This window comes from Rouxiella sp. Mn2063 (genome assembly GCF_049319665.1).
Lineage (GTDB): Bacteria > Pseudomonadota > Gammaproteobacteria > Enterobacterales > Enterobacteriaceae > JBMOUD01.
On record NZ_JBMOUD010000026.1, the window covers coordinates 1 to 18,093 of the forward strand.

Consider the following 18,093-nt stretch of genomic DNA (forward strand, 5'->3'; position numbering starts at 1 on the left):
GCGGGGTGATTGATGGGTGATATGACATGAGACTACATGAAACAAGAATGCGCATATCTCAGCAATATGCGCATGTAGTAGATAAGCCTTTGTTTTATAGAATACAAACAAATCAAAACCGGATTTCTTGTCCTGATTGTTATCCTGTTTTAACTTTCCGTATCTGACTATGCGCACAGAAAGTGATTACAAGCATCATTCTACATCGGCTAAGGGGATTGTGGTAGTTGGGGGGGGGGATTTGACTTACTGCGAGGCATCGCGCGCAAACAAAAAGAGCAGCTTTATCCAGATCGAGAGCAAAGCGACCGTCAGGCAAAATCGTTAGACATATCAAGTCAAGCTTATAATTGCAATAACATAAATTTATCAATATGATTGAAAATTAAATTTATTTTTTCAAGTGCGCGGGAGTTGGCGTGGGACTTTTTAGATTGCTACTAGCTATTTCTGTTGTAATAGCGCATGTCCGAAGTGTTTTTTATCATAACGATGAATCTATCTTCAATTCAATAATTTCTCGAGACAACACTCATTTTTATATTTTATCAGGTCATTCGGTGTTTGTTTTTTTTATAATATCTGGTTTTTTCATGTCGATGGTGATTAATGAGAAATATAACAATCTAGACAGAGGCTTTATTAAATTCTGGGTAAATAGAGGGCTTAGGCTATATCCAGTAAATATAGCACTTCTTGTATTAATGTTTTTGTTTTATTTTTTCTCTGGAATAAACTCATATTTAACATTGAGCTTGCCTGATCAATCAATACCACTAACTGTGGCATCATTCTTTTCCAATATATTTTTCTTTGGCGCTGAACTAATAACATTCAATCACATTGAAAATTGGAGTTATGTAAACCCACAAATATGGAGCCTAAGCCTCGAGCTTTATTTCTACATCTTAGCTCCACTTATAGTATCTAGAAGTATTAAAATTATATTTGCTATAGCTATGGCAAGTTTTGCACTTCGGGTTTACTTAAATATTTCTGATTTCCCTCCCGTTCCTTGGAGGTACTTCTTTTTTCCATCGGATATTGTTTTCTTCCTTATAGGTGTTATCGCCCATAGAACTAAAGATGCAACAAAAAACATCGGAAGAATGGATTTAATTTTAATAATAAGATGGGTTTCTTTAATTTCAGTTTCAATTATTTTATTCAATAAACAATTCTGGCCTATTGCACGTGATTTTGACAGCATTTCAAGCTGGGTGTTTTTTGTTTGCGTAGCAATGGCTGTGCCACTACTGTTTAGTATAACTAAAAAAAATAAAATAGATAATTTCCTTGGGCATTTATCATACCCTGTATATCTAGGCCATATGTTTATTGTAACTATAGTTTATAATTATGCTAAAGATTCACCAGACAAAGGCGCTATAACTCTATTTTTTAGCTTGGTTATGGCGATTTCCTTATACTTTTTGGTGGATAAGCCAATAGAAAAATTAAGGAAAAAAATCACATACCGGAATGGGGAGTAGGATAGTCAGCACATAAGCACATTATGTGCTGCTTCTGATTATGGATGATCAGGCCATTCAATATCTGGCGCTGTGGATGTATCTACAGATTGTACTTTCTGTGCGTACTTCATCCAACTTATTAGTGTCTTCTTGTCTTCGGCACTAATAATACCCAGCGCTAGCTGTGTCTGCCAAATTTGGGTTTTTGAATTAATCCCTTGCAGTATGGATTCCTTTTCTTTGTCTGCTGCTGATATCAGCTCTTCTTTCGTTGGCTCTGGCGGCTCAGCTAGAAATGGGATTCCATCATCGCCCGGGGTGATCACTTTTCCGTTTGACTGCCCTTCAAGTAATGATAAATACAGCTCATTACTTATTGAAACAACATCTTTGGGAAGATTTGAGCCATAGTCGATGTCTTCCGGGTAAAAACCTTGTGCGCCTGGTGAGTATCTCATTGTTAATATCCTATTGCGAACCATTGCACTGAATCTGCGCCGAGTTGGTTGTATTGATACGCAGTTGCTACTTGAATTTGGCTGTTTGATAAAAATCTACCGCCACAAATTGAAATTGCCGGCACGGGCGTATAAGAGCTGCTCACATCTGAAGCAACAATAACAAGTCCGGCGGTCGGGAATGCAATCGGAAGATTAACAGTCTGAGGGTTTATCGATGAGTTATTTGTTACCCCCCACTGAAAAATCATACCAGACGGCAACTTTTGATATCCGTTTATTGTTGCTGATGATCCAAACGAGCCTGAATACTTTAATGAAGTTTCACCAGCGATAAGGTGCCAAAAACCCCAGGCTGCAAGTGATAATATTGCTCTATCTCCTGGCTTTACTGTAATAGACGTAGAAATAGAGTTTCCCACTGTGATCGTATCACTACTTGCAGCTGATACAGTAACATCATTGAGAGATGAGTTAAGGACAACTAATAACTTACCATACGTTCCGCTTGATAAACCGAGTGTGGTTGGGAGATTTAACGAGATACCTCCATTACCAGTGGCTACAACCTCTCCCCCCAAGTATGCAAGTGGAATATTTCCGCTCGTCGTCATTGAAAGTATGTTATTAAATTGAAGCCCAGCGCCCTTTACAAATTCCGTTGTCGCCAACTGCTTTGATACATCGCCACGCTCAGCAGTGGGTGCTGTAGGAGCGCCAATGAATGCCGGGCTGCTCATGACATTTCGCCAGCCCGCCCCCCCTGAATTCGGGTTTGTTGTATTATCGTCAACGGAGTTTAGATATCTAGTTATTCCATCATCTCCGATTACTATCGCGCCCCTCGGATAGCCGCCGATTGATGATGAAAAAGACGCGTCGTAGCTTGAAATGGCGCCGGAGCTGAACCACCTTGACAGGGCTGATAGCTCATACAGGATTTGGTTCATATCCTGCCCCTTAGGGGGTAATCCTCCTGCTGCTTTCAGGATCATGGTGACAGGAGGGAAACCAACATCATAAGAAGCTGTATTATCTCCAGCCGGAGTGGTTGGCAATAAACTTTCTCTTTGTCCGTTAATTCCGAACGGCACTGGTTGTTTTTTTGGTGCGTCAATTCTTTTCATTTAATTGTCTCTAAAAAATGTACCATCATTAAATGGGTATGAGTCTTCTGAAAAACCGAAATATGGAGGAACTATTTGTCTAGTTATTACAAGGACGCCGCTAGGGATTGGTAGCACATCAAAATTTTCTAATATTGCTCTCTCATATGGGGCCAAGTCGAACTCACACGTTATTCCCATGGTCATGCCGCCGTAATCAATAGAAAACGCCCTGCCTCTTCCCGAAAATAGAATTGACAGGAATTTATTTATTTCAGGAATTGTTGCTATGCTTATATTTGAAAAAGCCTTGCACATAATTAGCGTTCGGTATGCATCATCACCGAGCCTTACAGTTTCTGTCTCCTGAACGCCTGCATAAAAAGGTTCATCATTAAAAGGTGATGGGTATTGAGTTAAATCACCGCTATCAGCCTCTGAGAATCCAAAACTATTATTCTCTATCTCCGTTCTAATATATCTAGAAACACCTACTATTAACCCCCACACATCAAGGCCGTAAGTAAGGTTTGTTGAAATATCCCAAACATCACGAATAAATTTATCTGTGAAATCGTCTAGAGATGTTGCTTGGTTAAATGTTGATATAATAGATAGAAGTTTATGACTTGCAGAATACTGAGTTAATATTGTCTCTTCCCATTTCACACCATCACCACCTCAATATCGTCAACTTGAATCGTAGGAACCTGATCAATTCCGACTGTGACTGATGACTTAAAACTTACCCCGTCAGAAGAAATTTGCAGGCTGGATATATTCAGATAGTCTTGAGAAATAGAAATTATTGGCGCGTAGTAAATACCAGAGTTTATCCTTGAACCAATTCTAGCCTTAACAATTCCGTTATACTCGCCATTGAAAACAGACTGAACCATGTTTTTTACTTGCAATGTAATATCTGACGGTAGCCCTTGGTTTTTCTCTATCTCGACTCTAAATCTTATTCTTACCGGCGTAACTCGCTGCCATTGCATGACATACTGCGGGTATGGTGCGCTGTAATTATCTCTATCTTCGACAATAAATGTCGTATTTCCGTTTAGATTTGCTCCAGGGTTTTTTGTCTCAAAAATTGAATTGGCAACATCCTCGTCACTTCCCCCGTAAACCCCAATGTAAATAGAGTGAGCCACTACAGGAAACCCCGTAACCCCGCTAAACACAGTGGTTGCTGTTCTGTTAGACCAGACATATGCATCAAGCACGCCGTTTACTGCCAGTAATCCAGCCAACGTTGCTCCATCCATATTCCGACCGCTTCTTGCTACTGATTGTTTGCGTCTAGTCTCGAAAGCGATGCGGGATTCTACGTCAACACCCACTACACCAGAGACGGAGTTACTTATCGAATCCCAACCCGGAACTGCGCGATAAATTTGATTGAGAGCGCCAATGGCACAAGGGATTGGGCCGGTAGTGTTGTTAACAAACTGAGCATCGATAGAGCCGCTAGCGGGGATTGTTACATCATTAACAGACTGGTAAATGTACCCGGACGCATCCACAGCGGTGCTTCCCGCAGGAATTAACGTACCAACTTTACCGACGCAAGTTGCAGTAACAACGGTTCCCTGCGCGGAAATTCTGTTCATGAAGTAGATGCGGCCGATTCCATCTTGAAAACGACCGGTTGCATAGTCGGGATTGACTTGATTAAACAGGCAAAGCAACTTGTCATAAACTTGCGCGATGATTTCAGTGTCTGATTGTGCAATCTGGCCCTGAGGCGAGCTAAGAGATTGGCTTGACCCGCCGCCGAGCGAGTTTGTCATGTCAGTTAATCGCCCTGCTAAAACATCTGAAATATCAGGGATAAGTAGGCCGTTTTCAGTGATCGTTACGTCCGGTACCGCCGTTTCTATAATTGTCATAGCGTTGCCTGCGATGTGTTCCCATCGACGTCTGTAATACGTATAGCGCCTCGGGTCGTTCGAGTGTTTTTGTCAAAGAAGACGCTGGCAATGGCTTGATCAACATTTGGCAACTTCAGTGCCTCGTTTTGCATCTTCTGCGCGATAAAGCCGGGGGATGGTCGCTTGCCTAGTACGTCTTCTTTCCATGGAATTCCTAGCGTGTTGTCGTAGTAGCACTCGCCAGAGAACACAAGGCAGGCACTAGCGACATCTTGCGCCGTGGCATACCCATCACTAGCAATCGCCAGATCTCCGCTGCCATCAAGAGTTAAATCCCAATTCGAAGTATCGAGCTGCAATGTTTTGTATGTCATGTTTGCTTATCCGATGGGTTTGATGTCGCTGTTGAGCCTCCAGACTGGACACCTGGAACTTGGTGTTTGTGTTGGTTGTAGTTGTCACGAAGAGACTTGAGCGATGCGCTTTGCGATCCGTTGTTATCTGTGATGTTGCCGCCCGCTGTGATATTTCCCGTAACATGCATATCAGGGGTAGTGACGTTAACACCGAAAGGGGCCACGATATTTAGCTTGTTATCCGCAAACTCGATGTACTGAGATGGCTCGTTATTGATGAATCCCCCGAGGTATAGCGCGTCAGCTTTATTGTGTGACCGGCTCGTTGCTGGTACGGACTGCTTTCGGCTTGCCCTTGCTAGTGAATTATCACGGTCGCATATAGCAATCATGCCGATGTCCCCAATTACCGGGTTCATGATTATTGCGCTGCCTCCGCGCTGCAGGCGGAAAACAGGAACGTTATAAATCTCTGAGTTCGGTATCATCGCTCCGGTCTTGTCTGTTCTTGCAACGAGAGGCATAACATCGACAACAAGATTTGGTGCCGATCCGCTAACTGCAGTAACTTGAACTAGCTCAATAAAAGAAGCCCCCGAAAGGAGGCTTTTAAATACGTAAGAAAGTGATTCCGCATCGCTGGTTTGCGTGCTTGTTGGCGTAAACAGAGAGTCAGCCATTTTTTGCCTCTTCGAGTGGTCTGTTTGCTATGCATATTGAATGCCACGGGCCATCAGGCATCCACGATGAAAGCTCATGCGTTACGCTGCTTAAGTTGTATTCGCCATCGGCGTGAGGGAGCATTGTTTTCATCGATATGTTCCTGCCGGTGGTTAGCAGCGTTGAGAACTGCGCCTGAAACATCAAGCCGCCGTTTGAAAATATCGGGTACCCGATAAGGCCGTGCTCAGCAGAGATTAGAGGGATGACGTCATCTCTTTTTTGCTTTGTAGTCCAAAACGAAATATTTGGAGGCGTGACAGACATGGAAACGTTGAGGTCATAACAAATCTTTTCTAGCTGCTGAAATACGCTACCCTCGTAATGCGGGTTGCTTACCATCGCCCCATCAAGCCCGGTAATTAGCGGCTTGTAACCTACGGCTGTGCATATCGATTCAATGACGTGCTTTATTGAAGTTGCGCCCTTAAATGAGAATGGTGAGGCTGATTTATTTTGCAGGTCTGCATTGGCTGTGGCGGTTATCATTAATGACGCATTTGGAACTTGATTCATGTTTGCTATTGAAGAGGTCATATAACCAACAAAAACCGCGACATCTTCGACGAATATCTTAATGCTTACGCTTTCGTTATTAGCTCCGTAAAGACCCATTGCTTTCGATGAAAGCGCCGATATTAAATCCAGCCCAAGCCCAAAAATAACTACTGTTGCCTGAGTCCCGAATAAATTACCTGACGACTGTATTGTTGCCGTGGCTTTGACGTTGCTTATTGTTATCGTGTCATTGCCGTTCATATTAGTGAAGGGATACGGGGAGCTTTTGAACTCGAACTTAAGGTTTTTTTGGCTATACAAGATCTGATTCCTCTATGTAATAAAGACTAAATCTTGTGCCGAGTCCGCTCCATTCTGGGTCTCTTTGTCCGACGTTATCGATGAATACAAGGTCACCCAAGAAACCTAGATGCTTATATCCAACCATTTTATTTCCATACAGACATGGAACACCTTGAATTAGCGGGACGCCGTTAGATGTCAAATCCATGTAGAGAAAAGTGGTGCGCTGTATAAGCCTTATTTCACACCTCTGCCCGCCGAGCGAAACCGAAATTGATTGCGATTTTTCAGGCTCTATTGATACGTTTCTCAACTTATGCCCCCGTTATGTTCTTAGTGATGTTTTTCGCTAGGTCGGTAGCTTTCTGCGTTGCGCTGTTTGCTATGCTCGCCGCTGGCTCTGTGACGGTGCTAAGTGCGCTTTTGAATGTTGAGGTGATTGAATCGGTCGCAGCATCGGCCAGTTCACCAACGGATTTTTTTAGCGATGACCAAGACTTGCCCAACTGATCAACAGTTGACGGGGTGGAGCCTGCATCTTTTATCGATGAACCCACGCCGGTATTTCCAAGGCTTTTACTGTCTATGGTGGGAGAACCGTCAGTCTGCGCCCCAGATAAGACAACATCCATTTGCTGCATGACTTCTTGAAAATAAAGATAAACACGAAGCATTGTTACACCGCGCTCGGAGCTTACTTCGTATGAGTGATCGACCAAGTCGTAGCTTTCCAGCGTCTCTTTTGGTGTCTCAATATCGTAAGTATTTGCGGTTTCCAGCATCTTCTTTAACGTTTTGAGGGTTTCACTCTGACTTGTAAAAGTCAGGTCGAAGATGTTTGGAATGCCGCCAGAGAAACCAGTCAGGCCATTTACGATAATTTCGCAGCGGATTATCGACGGCTCTTTAACTTTGTTGATTGATTGATACTGACCGCCTTCAACCGGCGCGGTTGTTATCGTTGCCCTGCCGCTTGGCTGAATTGATGCCATACCGCTAAACTCAAGCGCTACTGCGTGTGTCTTTCTGTCTCGTATGACGTACTGAGGATGCAGAATGCTATTGATAATAGAGAGCGGAGAACCACCGCCGATGGCATTAAATATCGCTGCTGTGTTTAGATCTATAATGCTCATTGACTCTCCGAAAATAAAAAACCCGCCGAAGCGGGTTGGTTTGCGTGTTATTGCGACATTTAATGGCTAGAATGATAGAAACTACACAAGGAAATTCGCATGAAAAAATATCTATTGCTTTCTGTTTTCTTCTCATCCGGTGCATTTGCCATTACGCCAAATTCAGGAATTCCAGATATTTCACAAAAGGTTCCAGCGTATATGGCTCAAGATATTGTTAACGCATACGAGGAAAATACAATATCTGCCGACAGGAGGTTTAAGGGGAAAATGTTCGTAGTAGCTGGAAAGATTATGAACATAGCGACTGACCTTTCCGATGAAGCATATGTTACCTTGACATCAAAGAATTCATGGTATTCCCCAAGGCTTTATTTTAGTGAATCAGAAATGGATAAGTTAGCAAATCTAAAAATTGGACAAGACCTAGTTTCCATATGTCTAGGTGATGGATCCACAATGAAATCACCCAGAATGAAAGAATGCAGCATTGTTAATTTTAAGTAGTCTAATTTTACAAGGATATTAATCTGCCAGGAAATAGACATGCAAAATTAATAGCATCAATCACCCGCCAACTGCGCTTGAAAACGATGCGTTTGTAGCGGCCCTTTGCGATTGTTGCTGAATGCTATTAGTTAACGCATCAATAGACTGAGGGTTGCTATTCACAACTACCGTTCCGATATGTGTGCTGCTAGTTTTGCTATTGTTGACGCTAGATGGAGCGGAAGCATACCTAGAGTCAGCAAGCTTTTGTTGTTGAAGGTAGTATTCATTGCTAAGCGCATCAGGCTTGTCATTGCTTGCGCTGGCTGTGGAGGTATTGACCGGCGTATTTTTTTGCATTGCTGAGCGAACTTTATCAAGCGCCGAATTGATTCCGGGAGTTTGCGTATCGACTGAGTTTCCTTCGTTGCTATTTGAAATATATGTTTTTTGTGATGAATTAACATCCATTTTTTTACCGGCAATTACCGCATTCATCAATGAATTTAATTGTGGTTCTTTGCTATACCCGAGATCCGATTTTGTGACTTCCGGCTTTGTCAGTTGATAGTACTGATTTTGTGGTTCACCACCAAGTACAGCACTGTTGCTATTTTCCGATGGCGCTGGCTCGTAATGCTGTTTATTCTCCGCCTTAGATATAGATTTCGGCTGTTGGGATATCTCTGGCTCTACTTTAATGTTGGCAAAAACTTTACCCGGGTACTCCCTTGTCTCCGAAGGCATTGGAACCCAATCGCCTTTTTTATTAGAAAATCCGCCACCCCGACCCTGCTCAATCCACTGATCAACATTTCCCATGCCCCAATTATAAGCCCTAAGAGAATCCTCTAAGTTCCCGTTGTATCGCTTTAATAATTGGCCCATATAATTTGCAGCGGCTTCTCTTGATTTCTCCGGATCTCTTCGCTCATCAACCCCACCACTAACCCTAAGACCAAGATCTTTTGCGGTGTCAGGCATGAACTGATAGTGACCTACAGCCTGCCCGTATTTTGTTTGTGGGCCTACCGCGTTGGGGTTCCCACTGCTCTCTACGTGTCTTATCGCGTCAAGAAGCGCATCATTATTTACTGCATTGCTCTGCTGTTTATTCAGAGCGTCAGCAAATGCAGCCGGATCGTCACTCCACTCCGGCTTGTAGTCGTTAGCTGCGCCGCCAGCAGCAACCCATTGCCTGATGTTTTTCATCCATGGAGCATCTGTTACTGTGTCGTGAACATCTTGTCCTATATTCCCCGGCAATAAGATCGCCGCCAGCGCACCGGCGGTAGCTACCGCTGCTGGAGCGAGAGCGGCACCACCAAGAGCAGCCGCTCCTCCCACCGCCCCTCGAATTAACCCGCCCGTACCTCCAACCACTTTGCTGCCAATATACCCGGCGGCCAATATCTTAAGCGCGTTCTCTGCACCCCCAACGGCATCAGTAAAGGCTTTTACTTTGTCGCCCGCATTTCTAAAGAATCCAACAATATCCCCTTGATGGTCTTTCATCCACGCACCGAACGCCTTCATTGCATCGATTACTTCGGGGGCAAACGCCACAGCCAAATCTTGACGCAAGCGGGAAAACTCAGAGTCAAGTTGCCCCAGCGTGGCCACCAGATTCTCCTGCTCTTTCACCTGCTCAGCAGTGATGTTTGACTTCTTGGTCTCAGAGTCAACTAGGGACTTCAGTTCCCCTGATTTGATTTTTGCAGCATCAGTGGGGTCGAATCCAGCAGCAGACATAACTTGCATCAAGTTGTCTTGAGAGTGAGTCTTGCTATATCGCGTGAACTCTGACAGGGCTTTATTTGGGTCGCCAAGCTGGTTGATATTCAAGCCGGTACGAGCGCCCAACACCATCAGGTTTTGAGCTGCGCCGGTCAGGCCGCCGAAAATTGTCGGATCTTGAATGTTTGCCAGCGCCATGCGAGCGCTGCCAGCCGCAGAGATAAACGCATCACCGTTAAGACCAGCTTGCTTAAACCCTCGCTGTACACCGAACACCTTGTTAACGTCAGACCCGAAGAACTTGGCCTGAGTGCTTGCACGTACAATCTCGTTAGCTGTTGATGTGAATAGCTGCTTGATACCATAAAGACCAGCACCAATCCCCAGAAAACCAGCGGCGGCAGCAGTAACACCACGGAAAGATGACACGGCAGACTTGCCAAACTGCGTCATCTCGCCCGTTGATGATTTAAGCGTCTGAGTGATATTTTTACTAGAGCGATCAAAATCACCCTCTAGCTTTTTAAATTCGGTACCAATCTTACGCTTGCCGTTCAAGAACTCGTCGGCCTTGATAGTGACCTTATAGGCCAGCTCTTGAATAATCATCTTCGCTCCTGGTGCTTCTGCCACACGCGCTGGTTAAAGTTTTCTACTGAGATAATCTCAAGCAAGTTGTACATATCTGCGACGGAAAGCCTCTCTTGCAGATCAGCGTAAGAGGCCTTGCCGGAGCAGATAATTGCATTTATTGCTGATGAGATATTGACGGGGGATACAAGCTTGGCCGGCAGAGACACCTCTTCTAAGAAGGGGTATTTTACTCTCCGGCGATTGCTAAAAAATCAAAGTTGATGTGAAAAACTTTGTCTAGCAACGCTCTAATTGTTGCTACTTCTTCAAAATCAATGCTGCCATTAACTTTTCGCTGATTTCTACCACCGTCGTGCGTGATAACTATATCGACAGTGGACATAAGCCGATCACGCAATGTATGGGCCACATCTGGAGATGACGCAGAAATAACGCTAAGGCCAATAGTTGCCAAACCTGCGCAACCCATCGCGATAACGTCAGCCGGGATGCCAGTGTAGTTTGCATCACCCATCGCGCGGAAGATATCTTGAGCCAGGGTGTCAGCATCCCATGCCGACATTTCCGTGATGACGAATTCCTTACCAGCATCGCGGCCAATATCAGCGACAAATTGAATCTCTTTACGTGCCATTAGATAGCGCTCCGGGTGACTGATTCAAAGTGGAATACCGCAGGCCGTGGTTGGAGAATTCGACGGCCTGGTGGTGTTGGTGTCCAAGTGTAAAGGACGCCATTCACAAAGTTCCACTTGGCACTTAGAGCGGGAACGGTCAACACGGCGTTACACTGAAATGCCGCTATTGCCGTTCGCTCTGCCGCCATCCAGTCATCAATCAAGCCCCCAGCGTTAGATGTCGCCATTAAGTTAATGGTGAACTCTGTCGGGTTAAATATGAAACCAGCGTGATACTTTCCATCAGCCGACATCATGTCTTCTTTGTTTTGAAGCGCGGCAGTTTCGAACATGTTTTCTGCTGAGTAATCGTCAACATCAAAACCGCCCGGGTAATAAGCAGGTACGACGATGCGCAGCTTGGAATTAGCACTTGTAATGTCAATAGGCATTTAGTCGTCCTTAGAGAATAGCGGTTGAAGACATAGTGATGTTTTGGATTAGCTGGCCGTCAACGTAGTAGAAGATGACACCTTTGAGATTTCGCTCGATTCGATTTGCACCGGTCTGAGTCGGGATATATAAGAACCAGCCCTGCGAATAAAGAGTCGCTGAGATATCCTTGCCAACAGTGTTATTAACGATGCGGGTTTGAGCGTTATCAAGCACAACTCCGCGCTGAATTGCCCCGAAGTTTAACGCTTGTTCGGCTACGTCAATTGTTGCGGCGGAAACTGCGGCATATCCGCTAGCGTTGAATGAATACGATTGATTATTCGTAAACAGATTTGCGAACGCGCTAACTAGATTGGCGTTAATCCAAACTTGGTTAATAAAGCTATCGATCCACAGGAACTTGCCGGTAATGGAACCCTCTGAAGAATATTGCTTCAGTGTCTTGTTGAGTCCATGTGAGCCGTAGTAGTTGTATCCGTTCGAATCAAGCGCGTTAGCTGTAGCTAAATCGGTGACATTCGGAGCAAGGCCGGGGAATGCGCGGAATTTGAACGAGATGCGCCCACTTGTGCGAGAGAAGTCTATCGAAGCCGCATAAGCCAAAGCCATAATCGCGTATAAGTAACCACCGTAAATCGGAAAGATGTTTTCGTACCCACTGGCTACAACGACGCGCTGAACAAAGCTATTCGCGTTATTCGGTACCGTTGCCGCCGCTGATGTGTCGTGCAGCGCATAGCCGTAGCGATTGTGAGTGCTGCTAGCCCAAGCGCAAAGCTCGGTCTTTTGTTCGTCGGTCAGCTCAACAAGGGAACTAAACAGAATCCAGTTTTGATTCTTGTTAATGATACCGTTCATCGTATCAGTGAGGGTAACAGCAGCAGATCCAGGAGAAACGGTAGCGGCGGTATCTTGTGTTAACAGAAGGCCAGTAGCCAGAGCGCCCGCGATGGCAAATGACACTTCACTATCATCACCAGCAGTTGCAGACCGGATGATGAATCGGTTAGCGATCGACAGCCATTCTACGTGTACTTTTGTTGCTCCGATACCTGTCTCTAACTTGTCTGCGATATCTGATAAGCTTGTCGCAGTTGACAGATCGATTAAGTCACTTGTAGTCGACGCGCCGTCAATGAACAGAGTGATCGTGCTTGCTGGGATGTTTTTCAGTGTCGAAAGTGGAACACCTTTGAGATTGCCCGAAAGCAAATAGCCAGCCACATTTTCAGTGACGATGCGCTGCATGAGAAGTTCGCCGGGAATTACTGATGAGTTTTCATAACCATTGAAATATTGCTGTGCGGCTAGAAACTCTTTTGAGTTGCTACCCATCAGCGCGGAAACATCGGAGGCAGTGAAATAAGACACTACTTTACCGACTGGGATAAGTTCGTTATCAGTCAGCACAAGGCCGTTGGCATCCACCGCTGAACCAGCAGGCGTAACGACGTTGGGTGTAATTGAAAAATCTTTTGATAATGGAATGGTCATATATCTACCTGTTGATTTGATATTTCGGCTTTGTCGAAATAGTCCTGAGGGAATGACACAGTAATGTGAGCTTGTAGCGACAGCGTGACTACGTATCGCTCTTGCCATTGCGATTCTGCGTTAATCATTGGCGCTTGAATTGCCGCTGATGAATGAAGTGGGGCAAGTCGAGAATCAATAGACTTGATTTTGTCGTACCCGTAGCCGCTGGTGAAAACCGTCTCTAGCGCAATAGCCCGGTCACCCGCTCCATCGCCGTAGATATCAACTTGAATATCTGCTTGCCTTACTTCCGTGTAACCCATGGCGCTATCTGACGGGTTTCCAGTATCAGCTTTGATATCCCGAGTCGTAGATAGGCGAGTGAATCGCAAAGGAGTGAGAATGCAGAATTCGCCTTTCGGCATTGGAACCCGGTTAACCTGAGCCTGTTGAACGCTCCCACAAATCGGTTCGATGAAGTCAGCTAGAGTGTCGATGATGTTGTCAATTGTGTAGTCGATCATCACGTCACCTGCAGATTGACAATTAATCGGCACCAGTCAGGCCAAAGCTCAACTGGCTTAACTACTAGCCATTGCTCGTCTCCGATTATGAAGATATCCCCGCCCTGTTCTTTCTCTCTCTGTACGCTAAAGTAGCTACCGTTGACGTGTATCGACTTGATTAGGCCTTGGATATTAAGCCCGTCGATGTGCTTGAGGTCGTCACCGGAAAGCGGTTGAAGCTGAATAGATATGCCAGTATGCGTGGTGTAAGAGGGTATCGGTTTTCTTCCCTGCCCCATCGTCTGACCGTCATATTTAAGAAGCTCAACGGTGATGTTTGGGTTTACTTTTCGGGTGGCGCTATTGGCTATCTTGCGAAGGTTCAATGTTACCTACCTCGTAATTGACATCACCAATCATCACCTTGCTATCGACGAGTGGCTTAGTTGAGTCTGTGCGTCGCTCTTCTCGTGTGCGCCTGATGTGAAGCGTCATTGGTGATAGAGGTGGGTCAACAAGGGTTTCGATTGACTCTTGAACATCACCCTGAATCCTTGCCCCAATCACCTCGAGAACCTGGTCTACCGGGTATCCAGCTTCCAGACCTCTCGCCACCGCATCACTCCATTCTTTCTCATGCTCAGATATTGCATTACGGAAAAATGGGCGAGGAGGCTGATTGTTTTCAGGTATCCCATACTCATTTCCAGCCGCTACCTCTGCTACTGAAGTGCCATCTGGATACGTAACGCCGTCAATGAAACCAACTTTCACTTGCTTTGAATCAAGCTGAGATGCAACTTTATTCAGGAATAACTCGATAGCATCAGCCATATACGATTCCCGGATAGTAGTTAGCCATGCGGTACACTTTTGTTGCCTGCCAGTAATCCATGCCATATGGACTCTGCGTGTACCACATGTAGCGAAACTCAATCTGCCCAGCATCAGAGGATACCGAAACGCTACCCTCCGAAGCTGATGACAGACGCCCCACCATTCCAGTGCCACCATTCCCGTTAGCATCGCCGTATCTCATGTACGCCAAGTGCGCTATCAGTAGGTAGAGCAATCGCTCGCGCTTGATAACGTCGGTGACAAGTGAGTAAACGGTGTTGTTCAGGTAATCAGTGGCCTGGTCGAAAAGGAATGGCAGGAGTGTGTCATCTACGTTTGAGAATTCAGGAAACATGGCGCGGAACTTGGAAATATCCAGTACCACAACACCCATGATTTACTCCTAGTCTGGCTTGGTCGATTGCTTGTTTGGGTCGAGTCGCTCAAGGCCGGTCTTCTGGCTTGCCCGCTCTTTCGATGCATCTTTAGCTGATTTCTCGTCAGTAACAGCAAACACAATGCCGTTGGTGAGTAGAGGCTGACCTGCGAAAAGCTTAGTGAAGTTATCCCAAGCATCAGTTGGAACATCTCGAGTGATACCGAAGCCATTAATAAGCAGAGAGTCGTTTGTTCCGGCAAGTTTAACTTGCTGACCTTCTGGCCCGATAGTTAGGCCATTAGGCAGCTTGCATCCGATAATATAAGTAGAAGCACTAGCCATTTTTTAAGCTCCGAGCATTTGCGCGTACAGGAATGGCTGGGTGATCACCGCGCCATAAGTAGTGCCAGAGTATTTTTGGCTGTATGAGGACTCACGAGTAACCAGCGGGTGAGCGCGGAGCTTCTCGCTGTATGCGCAGAATCCAATTTCTTGCCCCTGAGCTTCCTCAACAAACATCTGAATCAACTCGCCAGCTGGTGTGCTGTACTGAGGTGCTGTTTCGATACGCATGTTAGGGAAAGCTTTCTTCAGCATGTCTTCCAGAGAAGTAGCAAAGATTTCGTTTGCTGACTTCAGGTTGACGCTGAGCTTGTTCGACATTGCCAGCACGAGTTTTGATGACATATCTACGCCATCACCAACGATGCCATTAGTCCGAGCAACCAGATCTCCATATAACGCCAAGATGTCGTTATATTTATCGACCACCTGCTTATCTTTCCACAGAATGTTGGTACCCACGGCAACCGGTGTGATTGGTGCTGGCAGTGCTGGGTCATTCAATAAGCCGTAGTTGCGTAGATCGGCAACGCCGTAGAAATAGAACTTATTCTGATCCTGGTCGAGAACGTTGATTGCGGCGCGTTGCTTCTTCGCGGCATATGGCAGCATGGCCAGACCGTAACGCTCTTGCTCCAGCTCGCCGTAAGTAACCATAGTCTGGTAGCGATAAACATCACGATGCTCCCAAGACGGAGTTACCTGCACTCCGCCTTGATTACTGTAGTCGTCATACGCCACAGTGTCGCCAGTCTCTTCGATACGCTGAATCATGAAGCTGTCTTGCGCCCATGCGCCACGCTTTTCTTCGCGGCCAAGGATTGCTGTTGCACGGTTCGGTGTGAACAGCGTATCAACAATGGTTGGGTCGATGAATGTAGAAACGATTGCGGGAATACCGCCGTTAGGTGCCAGTGAAGGCTGAGGGTCAGCATCCATTGCCAATCGGCTAACAGAAGGTTGCAGGTAGATGCCTTGAGCATTCGCAACCTGCGCAAAGTCTTTAAATGAAGGATTTGGCATTACGCTTTGCTCCAAGTTGAAATAATAATCAGATCGCCTACAGCTGCGCCGTGGGACACGTACCATTCTGTCTCTACGTGACCTGTAACAGTTGCGCCAGCATCGCCGGTTGCGATAGTGCCATCAGTTACGCTTGCGAAAACTTTCTGGCCTACGGTTGCAGCTGTGGTTGCTTTAACCCAAAAGTCGCCGCCTACTTTCGGAGAGACTTCAACGCCGCCACGAATCAACATGCTTGCGCTCTGCCCGTAGCCGATAATTGCTTGGCCAAGGTTCTGAATGAGGCCTACAGGCGCAGACGTTGCAGTAGGAGCCACGTTAGTTACGATGCTCGGGTCTGCCGCATCACGGAACACAAATGTCGCAATACTCACACCCAAAGGGGTCACTTTGAATGCGCCGGGGCCGCCAGCTGCTGCGATGATTGGAGAGGTTGATGCTGGGTGGCCTACTTGGCCTACGCCGCGATAAATGCCTACACTTTCTTGAAATGCCATTGTTATTTACCCCCGCGAATCATTTTCATTACATCAGATTTGGTGTCGCCGCTCAGGTGATGAGGGGCTGAGTCCTGCGCCATTGAAGGTGCGCGGGAATATGCCTTGAATACGGAACTTAATGCAGATGCCGGAAGTGTTGCATAGTCATCACACCCAACCTGCTTCAGGGCGGTGCGATAAACCTCTTCAGCACTGTCACAAGCCAAGTCACCAACAACCGGGCGAACATCACGCTCGGCTTGGCGAAGCTCAGTAAAACGACGCTCAACGCCTTTAATGGCTGAATCCATTGCCAATCGGCTGTCATTAGCCATTTTTTCTTTCTCTTTTTTTTCTTCTTCGTCTTTTGCGGCTTTCTCTAGGGCTTCGCGCTCTTTCTTCTCTTCTTCGGTTTCAGAGTCGTTAGCCTGTCGGCGATCACGTTCGCGGTCTTTGCGCTCACGCTCTTCTCGCTCTTTGACTTCTTTCTCTTCACGCTTCAGGCGCTCAGCTTCGGACTCGTTATCACGCTCGGCCTGAGTGGCGTCGTCTTTGATAACCGCGTCAACTTTCTTTTCGATATCTTCAGGCTTTTCATCGTTTGCCAAATAAGGCTTGATGACCGCCATCAACTTTTCTTTCAATGTCATTAGGATGTTTCCTGTTGGTTTGGAGTCATAAACAAACACGTCGGGGCCAGCCCGACCACTTGGCACGATTGCCACGTGATTACAAACGATGTCGCGCATAACTCCATCGTATGCCTCGCCCTCGTACTCGCCCGGCGTCATGTCCAGCCGATAGCGGTAAGAGGATGAAATTTCCTTCTGCTTTTCCGTCTCAATGCCGATGATGGAATCCAGATCCCATATCACCATTGAGTTTTTCAGATAGATGCCGTCAAACTCGGCGCTTTCGCCAGTTGAGCCAACAATTGCATCTTTAGGTGGGTCAAGTACGGTCACGCCGATATGCTTATTCAGCAGTGGCTTATTATTGAATGTTGGCGCTGCTCGCTTTAATTCTTCTGGGTCACGCAGCAGGCGGTAAGCTGTATTTGAATCAAGACCAAGAGCCTCTTGGTCTGGAATTTCACGCCCGTAGTAAGCACAGATATTGGCCTTACTGATTGGCGTCTGAGCAACGTGCATCATGCCGTCTGCGTCTTTCCTGCGGACGCTTGCCCGATCAAAGGCAAGCTTCACGTCTTTCATGTTTTTACCTTTCTTC

23 protein-coding genes are annotated in these 18,093 nt (G+C 46.0%); 2 read left to right on the forward strand and 21 right to left on the reverse strand.

Features of this window, described 5'->3' with window-relative positions; genetic code table 11:
* The first annotated feature begins 419 nt into the window (after positions 1 to 419).
* Entirely contained in the window at positions 420 to 1,493 is a 1,074-nt protein-coding gene (locus ACL9RG_RS21625; RefSeq protein WP_422794726.1) for an acyltransferase family protein, read from the forward strand.
* A gap of 38 nt (positions 1,494 to 1,531) precedes the next feature.
* Here ACL9RG_RS21625 and ACL9RG_RS21630 read toward each other — a convergent pair whose 3' ends face one another.
* From ACL9RG_RS21630 to ACL9RG_RS21670, 9 genes are read right to left on the reverse strand one after another with little or no spacing between them, the layout of a single operon-like run.
* The gene (locus ACL9RG_RS21630) at positions 1,532 to 1,933 is read right to left on the reverse strand and encodes a tail fiber assembly protein (protein WP_422794727.1); all 402 of its coding nucleotides are present in this window, start codon (positions 1,931 to 1,933) and stop codon (positions 1,532 to 1,534) included.
* A gap of 2 nt (positions 1,934 to 1,935) precedes the next feature.
* Positions 1,936 to 3,060, reverse strand: a complete 1,125-nt coding sequence (locus ACL9RG_RS21635) for a gp53-like domain-containing protein (RefSeq protein WP_422794728.1) — start codon at positions 3,058 to 3,060, stop codon at positions 1,936 to 1,938.
* Positions 3,061 to 3,708: a DUF2612 domain-containing protein gene (locus ACL9RG_RS21640; RefSeq protein ID WP_422794729.1), complete on the reverse strand. Its 648-nt coding sequence runs from the start codon at positions 3,706 to 3,708 to the stop codon at positions 3,061 to 3,063.
* The gene (locus ACL9RG_RS21645) at positions 3,705 to 4,934 is read right to left on the reverse strand and encodes a baseplate J/gp47 family protein (protein WP_422794730.1); all 1,230 of its coding nucleotides are present in this window, start codon (positions 4,932 to 4,934) and stop codon (positions 3,705 to 3,707) included. The genes ACL9RG_RS21640 and ACL9RG_RS21645 overlap by 4 nt, the downstream gene beginning before the upstream one ends.
* Positions 4,931 to 5,290 (reverse strand): hypothetical protein, encoded by a 360-nt coding sequence (locus ACL9RG_RS21650; RefSeq protein ID WP_422794731.1) that lies wholly within the window; start codon positions 5,288 to 5,290, stop codon positions 4,931 to 4,933. The genes ACL9RG_RS21645 and ACL9RG_RS21650 overlap by 4 nt, the downstream gene beginning before the upstream one ends.
* Positions 5,287 to 5,952 (reverse strand): phage baseplate protein, encoded by a 666-nt coding sequence (locus tag ACL9RG_RS21655; protein ID WP_422794732.1) that lies wholly within the window; start codon positions 5,950 to 5,952, stop codon positions 5,287 to 5,289. The genes ACL9RG_RS21650 and ACL9RG_RS21655 overlap by 4 nt, the downstream gene beginning before the upstream one ends.
* A complete protein-coding gene (locus ACL9RG_RS21660) occupies positions 5,945 to 6,811 on the reverse strand; it encodes a hypothetical protein (RefSeq protein ID WP_422794733.1) in 867 nt (288 codons plus the stop codon). The genes ACL9RG_RS21655 and ACL9RG_RS21660 overlap by 8 nt, the downstream gene beginning before the upstream one ends.
* Positions 6,804 to 7,106 carry a phage baseplate plug family protein gene (locus tag ACL9RG_RS21665; RefSeq protein ID WP_422794734.1) on the reverse strand — a complete coding sequence of 101 codons (303 nt, stop codon included), beginning with the start codon at positions 7,104 to 7,106 and terminating at the stop codon, positions 6,804 to 6,806. The genes ACL9RG_RS21660 and ACL9RG_RS21665 overlap by 8 nt, the downstream gene beginning before the upstream one ends.
* Position 7,107: 1 nt before the next feature.
* Positions 7,108 to 7,929, reverse strand: coding sequence for a hypothetical protein (locus tag ACL9RG_RS21670; protein WP_422794735.1), 822 nt, complete (start codon positions 7,927 to 7,929; stop codon positions 7,108 to 7,110).
* 99 nt (positions 7,930 to 8,028) lie between these two features.
* Between ACL9RG_RS21670 and ACL9RG_RS21675 the strand changes: the two genes are divergently transcribed.
* A complete protein-coding gene (locus tag ACL9RG_RS21675) occupies positions 8,029 to 8,436 on the forward strand; it encodes an OB-fold protein (protein WP_422794736.1) in 408 nt (135 codons plus the stop codon).
* A gap of 60 nt (positions 8,437 to 8,496) precedes the next feature.
* Here the strand turns inward: ACL9RG_RS21675 and ACL9RG_RS21680 are convergent, their stop codons facing one another.
* The 12 genes from ACL9RG_RS21680 to ACL9RG_RS21735 all read right to left on the reverse strand — a co-directional run bounded on the left by ACL9RG_RS21680 (position 8,497) and on the right by ACL9RG_RS21735 (position 18,077).
* Positions 8,497 to 10,764, reverse strand: coding sequence for a lytic transglycosylase domain-containing protein (locus ACL9RG_RS21680; RefSeq protein ID WP_422794737.1), 2,268 nt, complete (start codon positions 10,762 to 10,764; stop codon positions 8,497 to 8,499).
* A 211-nt stretch (positions 10,765 to 10,975) separates the two neighbouring features.
* The gene (locus ACL9RG_RS21685) at positions 10,976 to 11,383 is read right to left on the reverse strand and encodes a hypothetical protein (RefSeq protein ID WP_422794738.1); all 408 of its coding nucleotides are present in this window, start codon (positions 11,381 to 11,383) and stop codon (positions 10,976 to 10,978) included.
* Entirely contained in the window at positions 11,383 to 11,817 is a 435-nt protein-coding gene (locus tag ACL9RG_RS21690) for a phage tail fiber protein (protein WP_422794739.1), read from the reverse strand. Before ACL9RG_RS21690 ends, ACL9RG_RS21685 begins: the two co-directional genes overlap by 1 nt.
* 10 nt (positions 11,818 to 11,827) lie before the next feature.
* Positions 11,828 to 13,315, reverse strand: coding sequence for a DUF3383 domain-containing protein (locus ACL9RG_RS21695; protein WP_422794740.1), 1,488 nt, complete (start codon positions 13,313 to 13,315; stop codon positions 11,828 to 11,830).
* A complete protein-coding gene (locus ACL9RG_RS21700) occupies positions 13,312 to 13,821 on the reverse strand; it encodes a phage neck terminator protein (RefSeq protein WP_422794741.1) in 510 nt (169 codons plus the stop codon). The genes ACL9RG_RS21695 and ACL9RG_RS21700 overlap by 4 nt, the downstream gene beginning before the upstream one ends.
* A complete protein-coding gene (locus tag ACL9RG_RS21705) occupies positions 13,821 to 14,189 on the reverse strand; it encodes a hypothetical protein (protein WP_422794742.1) in 369 nt (122 codons plus the stop codon). Before ACL9RG_RS21705 ends, ACL9RG_RS21700 begins: the two co-directional genes overlap by 1 nt.
* Positions 14,164 to 14,637: a hypothetical protein gene (locus ACL9RG_RS21710; protein WP_422794743.1), complete on the reverse strand. Its 474-nt coding sequence runs from the start codon at positions 14,635 to 14,637 to the stop codon at positions 14,164 to 14,166. Before ACL9RG_RS21710 ends, ACL9RG_RS21705 begins: the two co-directional genes overlap by 26 nt.
* Positions 14,630 to 15,034, reverse strand: coding sequence for a DUF4054 domain-containing protein (locus ACL9RG_RS21715; RefSeq protein WP_422794744.1), 405 nt, complete (start codon positions 15,032 to 15,034; stop codon positions 14,630 to 14,632). The genes ACL9RG_RS21710 and ACL9RG_RS21715 overlap by 8 nt, the downstream gene beginning before the upstream one ends.
* Positions 15,035 to 15,043: 9 nt before the next feature.
* On the reverse strand, positions 15,044 to 15,361 hold the full coding sequence (locus ACL9RG_RS21720; protein WP_422794745.1) for a hypothetical protein: 318 nt from the start codon (positions 15,359 to 15,361) through the stop codon (positions 15,044 to 15,046).
* A gap of 3 nt (positions 15,362 to 15,364) precedes the next feature.
* Positions 15,365 to 16,384 (reverse strand): hypothetical protein, encoded by a 1,020-nt coding sequence (locus ACL9RG_RS21725; RefSeq protein ID WP_422794746.1) that lies wholly within the window; start codon positions 16,382 to 16,384, stop codon positions 15,365 to 15,367.
* Complete coding sequence (locus tag ACL9RG_RS21730; RefSeq protein WP_422794747.1) at positions 16,384 to 16,881, reverse strand: structural cement protein Gp24; 498 nt, start codon at positions 16,879 to 16,881, stop codon at positions 16,384 to 16,386. The genes ACL9RG_RS21725 and ACL9RG_RS21730 overlap by 1 nt, the downstream gene beginning before the upstream one ends.
* Positions 16,882 to 16,883: 2 nt before the next feature.
* Complete coding sequence (locus tag ACL9RG_RS21735; RefSeq protein WP_422794748.1) at positions 16,884 to 18,077, reverse strand: DUF2213 domain-containing protein; 1,194 nt, start codon at positions 18,075 to 18,077, stop codon at positions 16,884 to 16,886.
* Positions 18,078 to 18,093 lie beyond the last annotated feature (16 nt).

Bases quoted from the DNA above. Each gene is read 5' to 3' on its own strand.
- ACL9RG_RS21630 (WP_422794727.1), bottom strand. From the start codon at position 1,933: ATGAGATACTCACCAGGCGCACAAGGTTTTTACCCGGAAGACATCGAC.
- ACL9RG_RS21635 (WP_422794728.1), bottom strand. From the start codon at position 3,060: ATGAAAAGAATTGACGCACCAAAAAAACAACCAGTGCCGTTCGGAATT.
- ACL9RG_RS21645 (WP_422794730.1), bottom strand. From the start codon at position 4,934: ATGACAATTATAGAAACGGCGGTACCGGACGTAACGATCACTGAAAAC.
- ACL9RG_RS21650 (WP_422794731.1), bottom strand. From the start codon at position 5,290: ATGACATACAAAACATTGCAGCTCGATACTTCGAATTGGGATTTAACT.
- ACL9RG_RS21655 (WP_422794732.1), bottom strand. From the start codon at position 5,952: ATGGCTGACTCTCTGTTTACGCCAACAAGCACGCAAACCAGCGATGCG.
- ACL9RG_RS21670 (WP_422794735.1), bottom strand. From the start codon at position 7,929: ATGAGCATTATAGATCTAAACACAGCAGCGATATTTAATGCCATCGGC.
- ACL9RG_RS21675 (WP_422794736.1), top strand. From the start codon at position 8,029: ATGAAAAAATATCTATTGCTTTCTGTTTTCTTCTCATCCGGTGCATTT.
- ACL9RG_RS21680 (WP_422794737.1), bottom strand. From the start codon at position 10,764: ATGATTATTCAAGAGCTGGCCTATAAGGTCACTATCAAGGCCGACGAG.
- ACL9RG_RS21685 (WP_422794738.1), bottom strand. From the start codon at position 11,383: ATGGCACGTAAAGAGATTCAATTTGTCGCTGATATTGGCCGCGATGCT.
- ACL9RG_RS21690 (WP_422794739.1), bottom strand. From the start codon at position 11,817: ATGCCTATTGACATTACAAGTGCTAATTCCAAGCTGCGCATCGTCGTA.
- ACL9RG_RS21695 (WP_422794740.1), bottom strand. From the start codon at position 13,315: ATGACCATTCCATTATCAAAAGATTTTTCAATTACACCCAACGTCGTT.
- ACL9RG_RS21700 (WP_422794741.1), bottom strand. From the start codon at position 13,821: ATGATCGACTACACAATTGACAACATCATCGACACTCTAGCTGACTTC.
- ACL9RG_RS21710 (WP_422794743.1), bottom strand. From the start codon at position 14,637: ATGGCTGATGCTATCGAGTTATTCCTGAATAAAGTTGCATCTCAGCTT.
- ACL9RG_RS21715 (WP_422794744.1), bottom strand. From the start codon at position 15,034: ATGGGTGTTGTGGTACTGGATATTTCCAAGTTCCGCGCCATGTTTCCT.
- ACL9RG_RS21720 (WP_422794745.1), bottom strand. From the start codon at position 15,361: ATGGCTAGTGCTTCTACTTATATTATCGGATGCAAGCTGCCTAATGGC.
- ACL9RG_RS21725 (WP_422794746.1), bottom strand. From the start codon at position 16,384: ATGCCAAATCCTTCATTTAAAGACTTTGCGCAGGTTGCGAATGCTCAA.
- ACL9RG_RS21730 (WP_422794747.1), bottom strand. From the start codon at position 16,881: ATGGCATTTCAAGAAAGTGTAGGCATTTATCGCGGCGTAGGCCAAGTA.
- ACL9RG_RS21735 (WP_422794748.1), bottom strand. From the start codon at position 18,077: ATGAAAGACGTGAAGCTTGCCTTTGATCGGGCAAGCGTCCGCAGGAAA.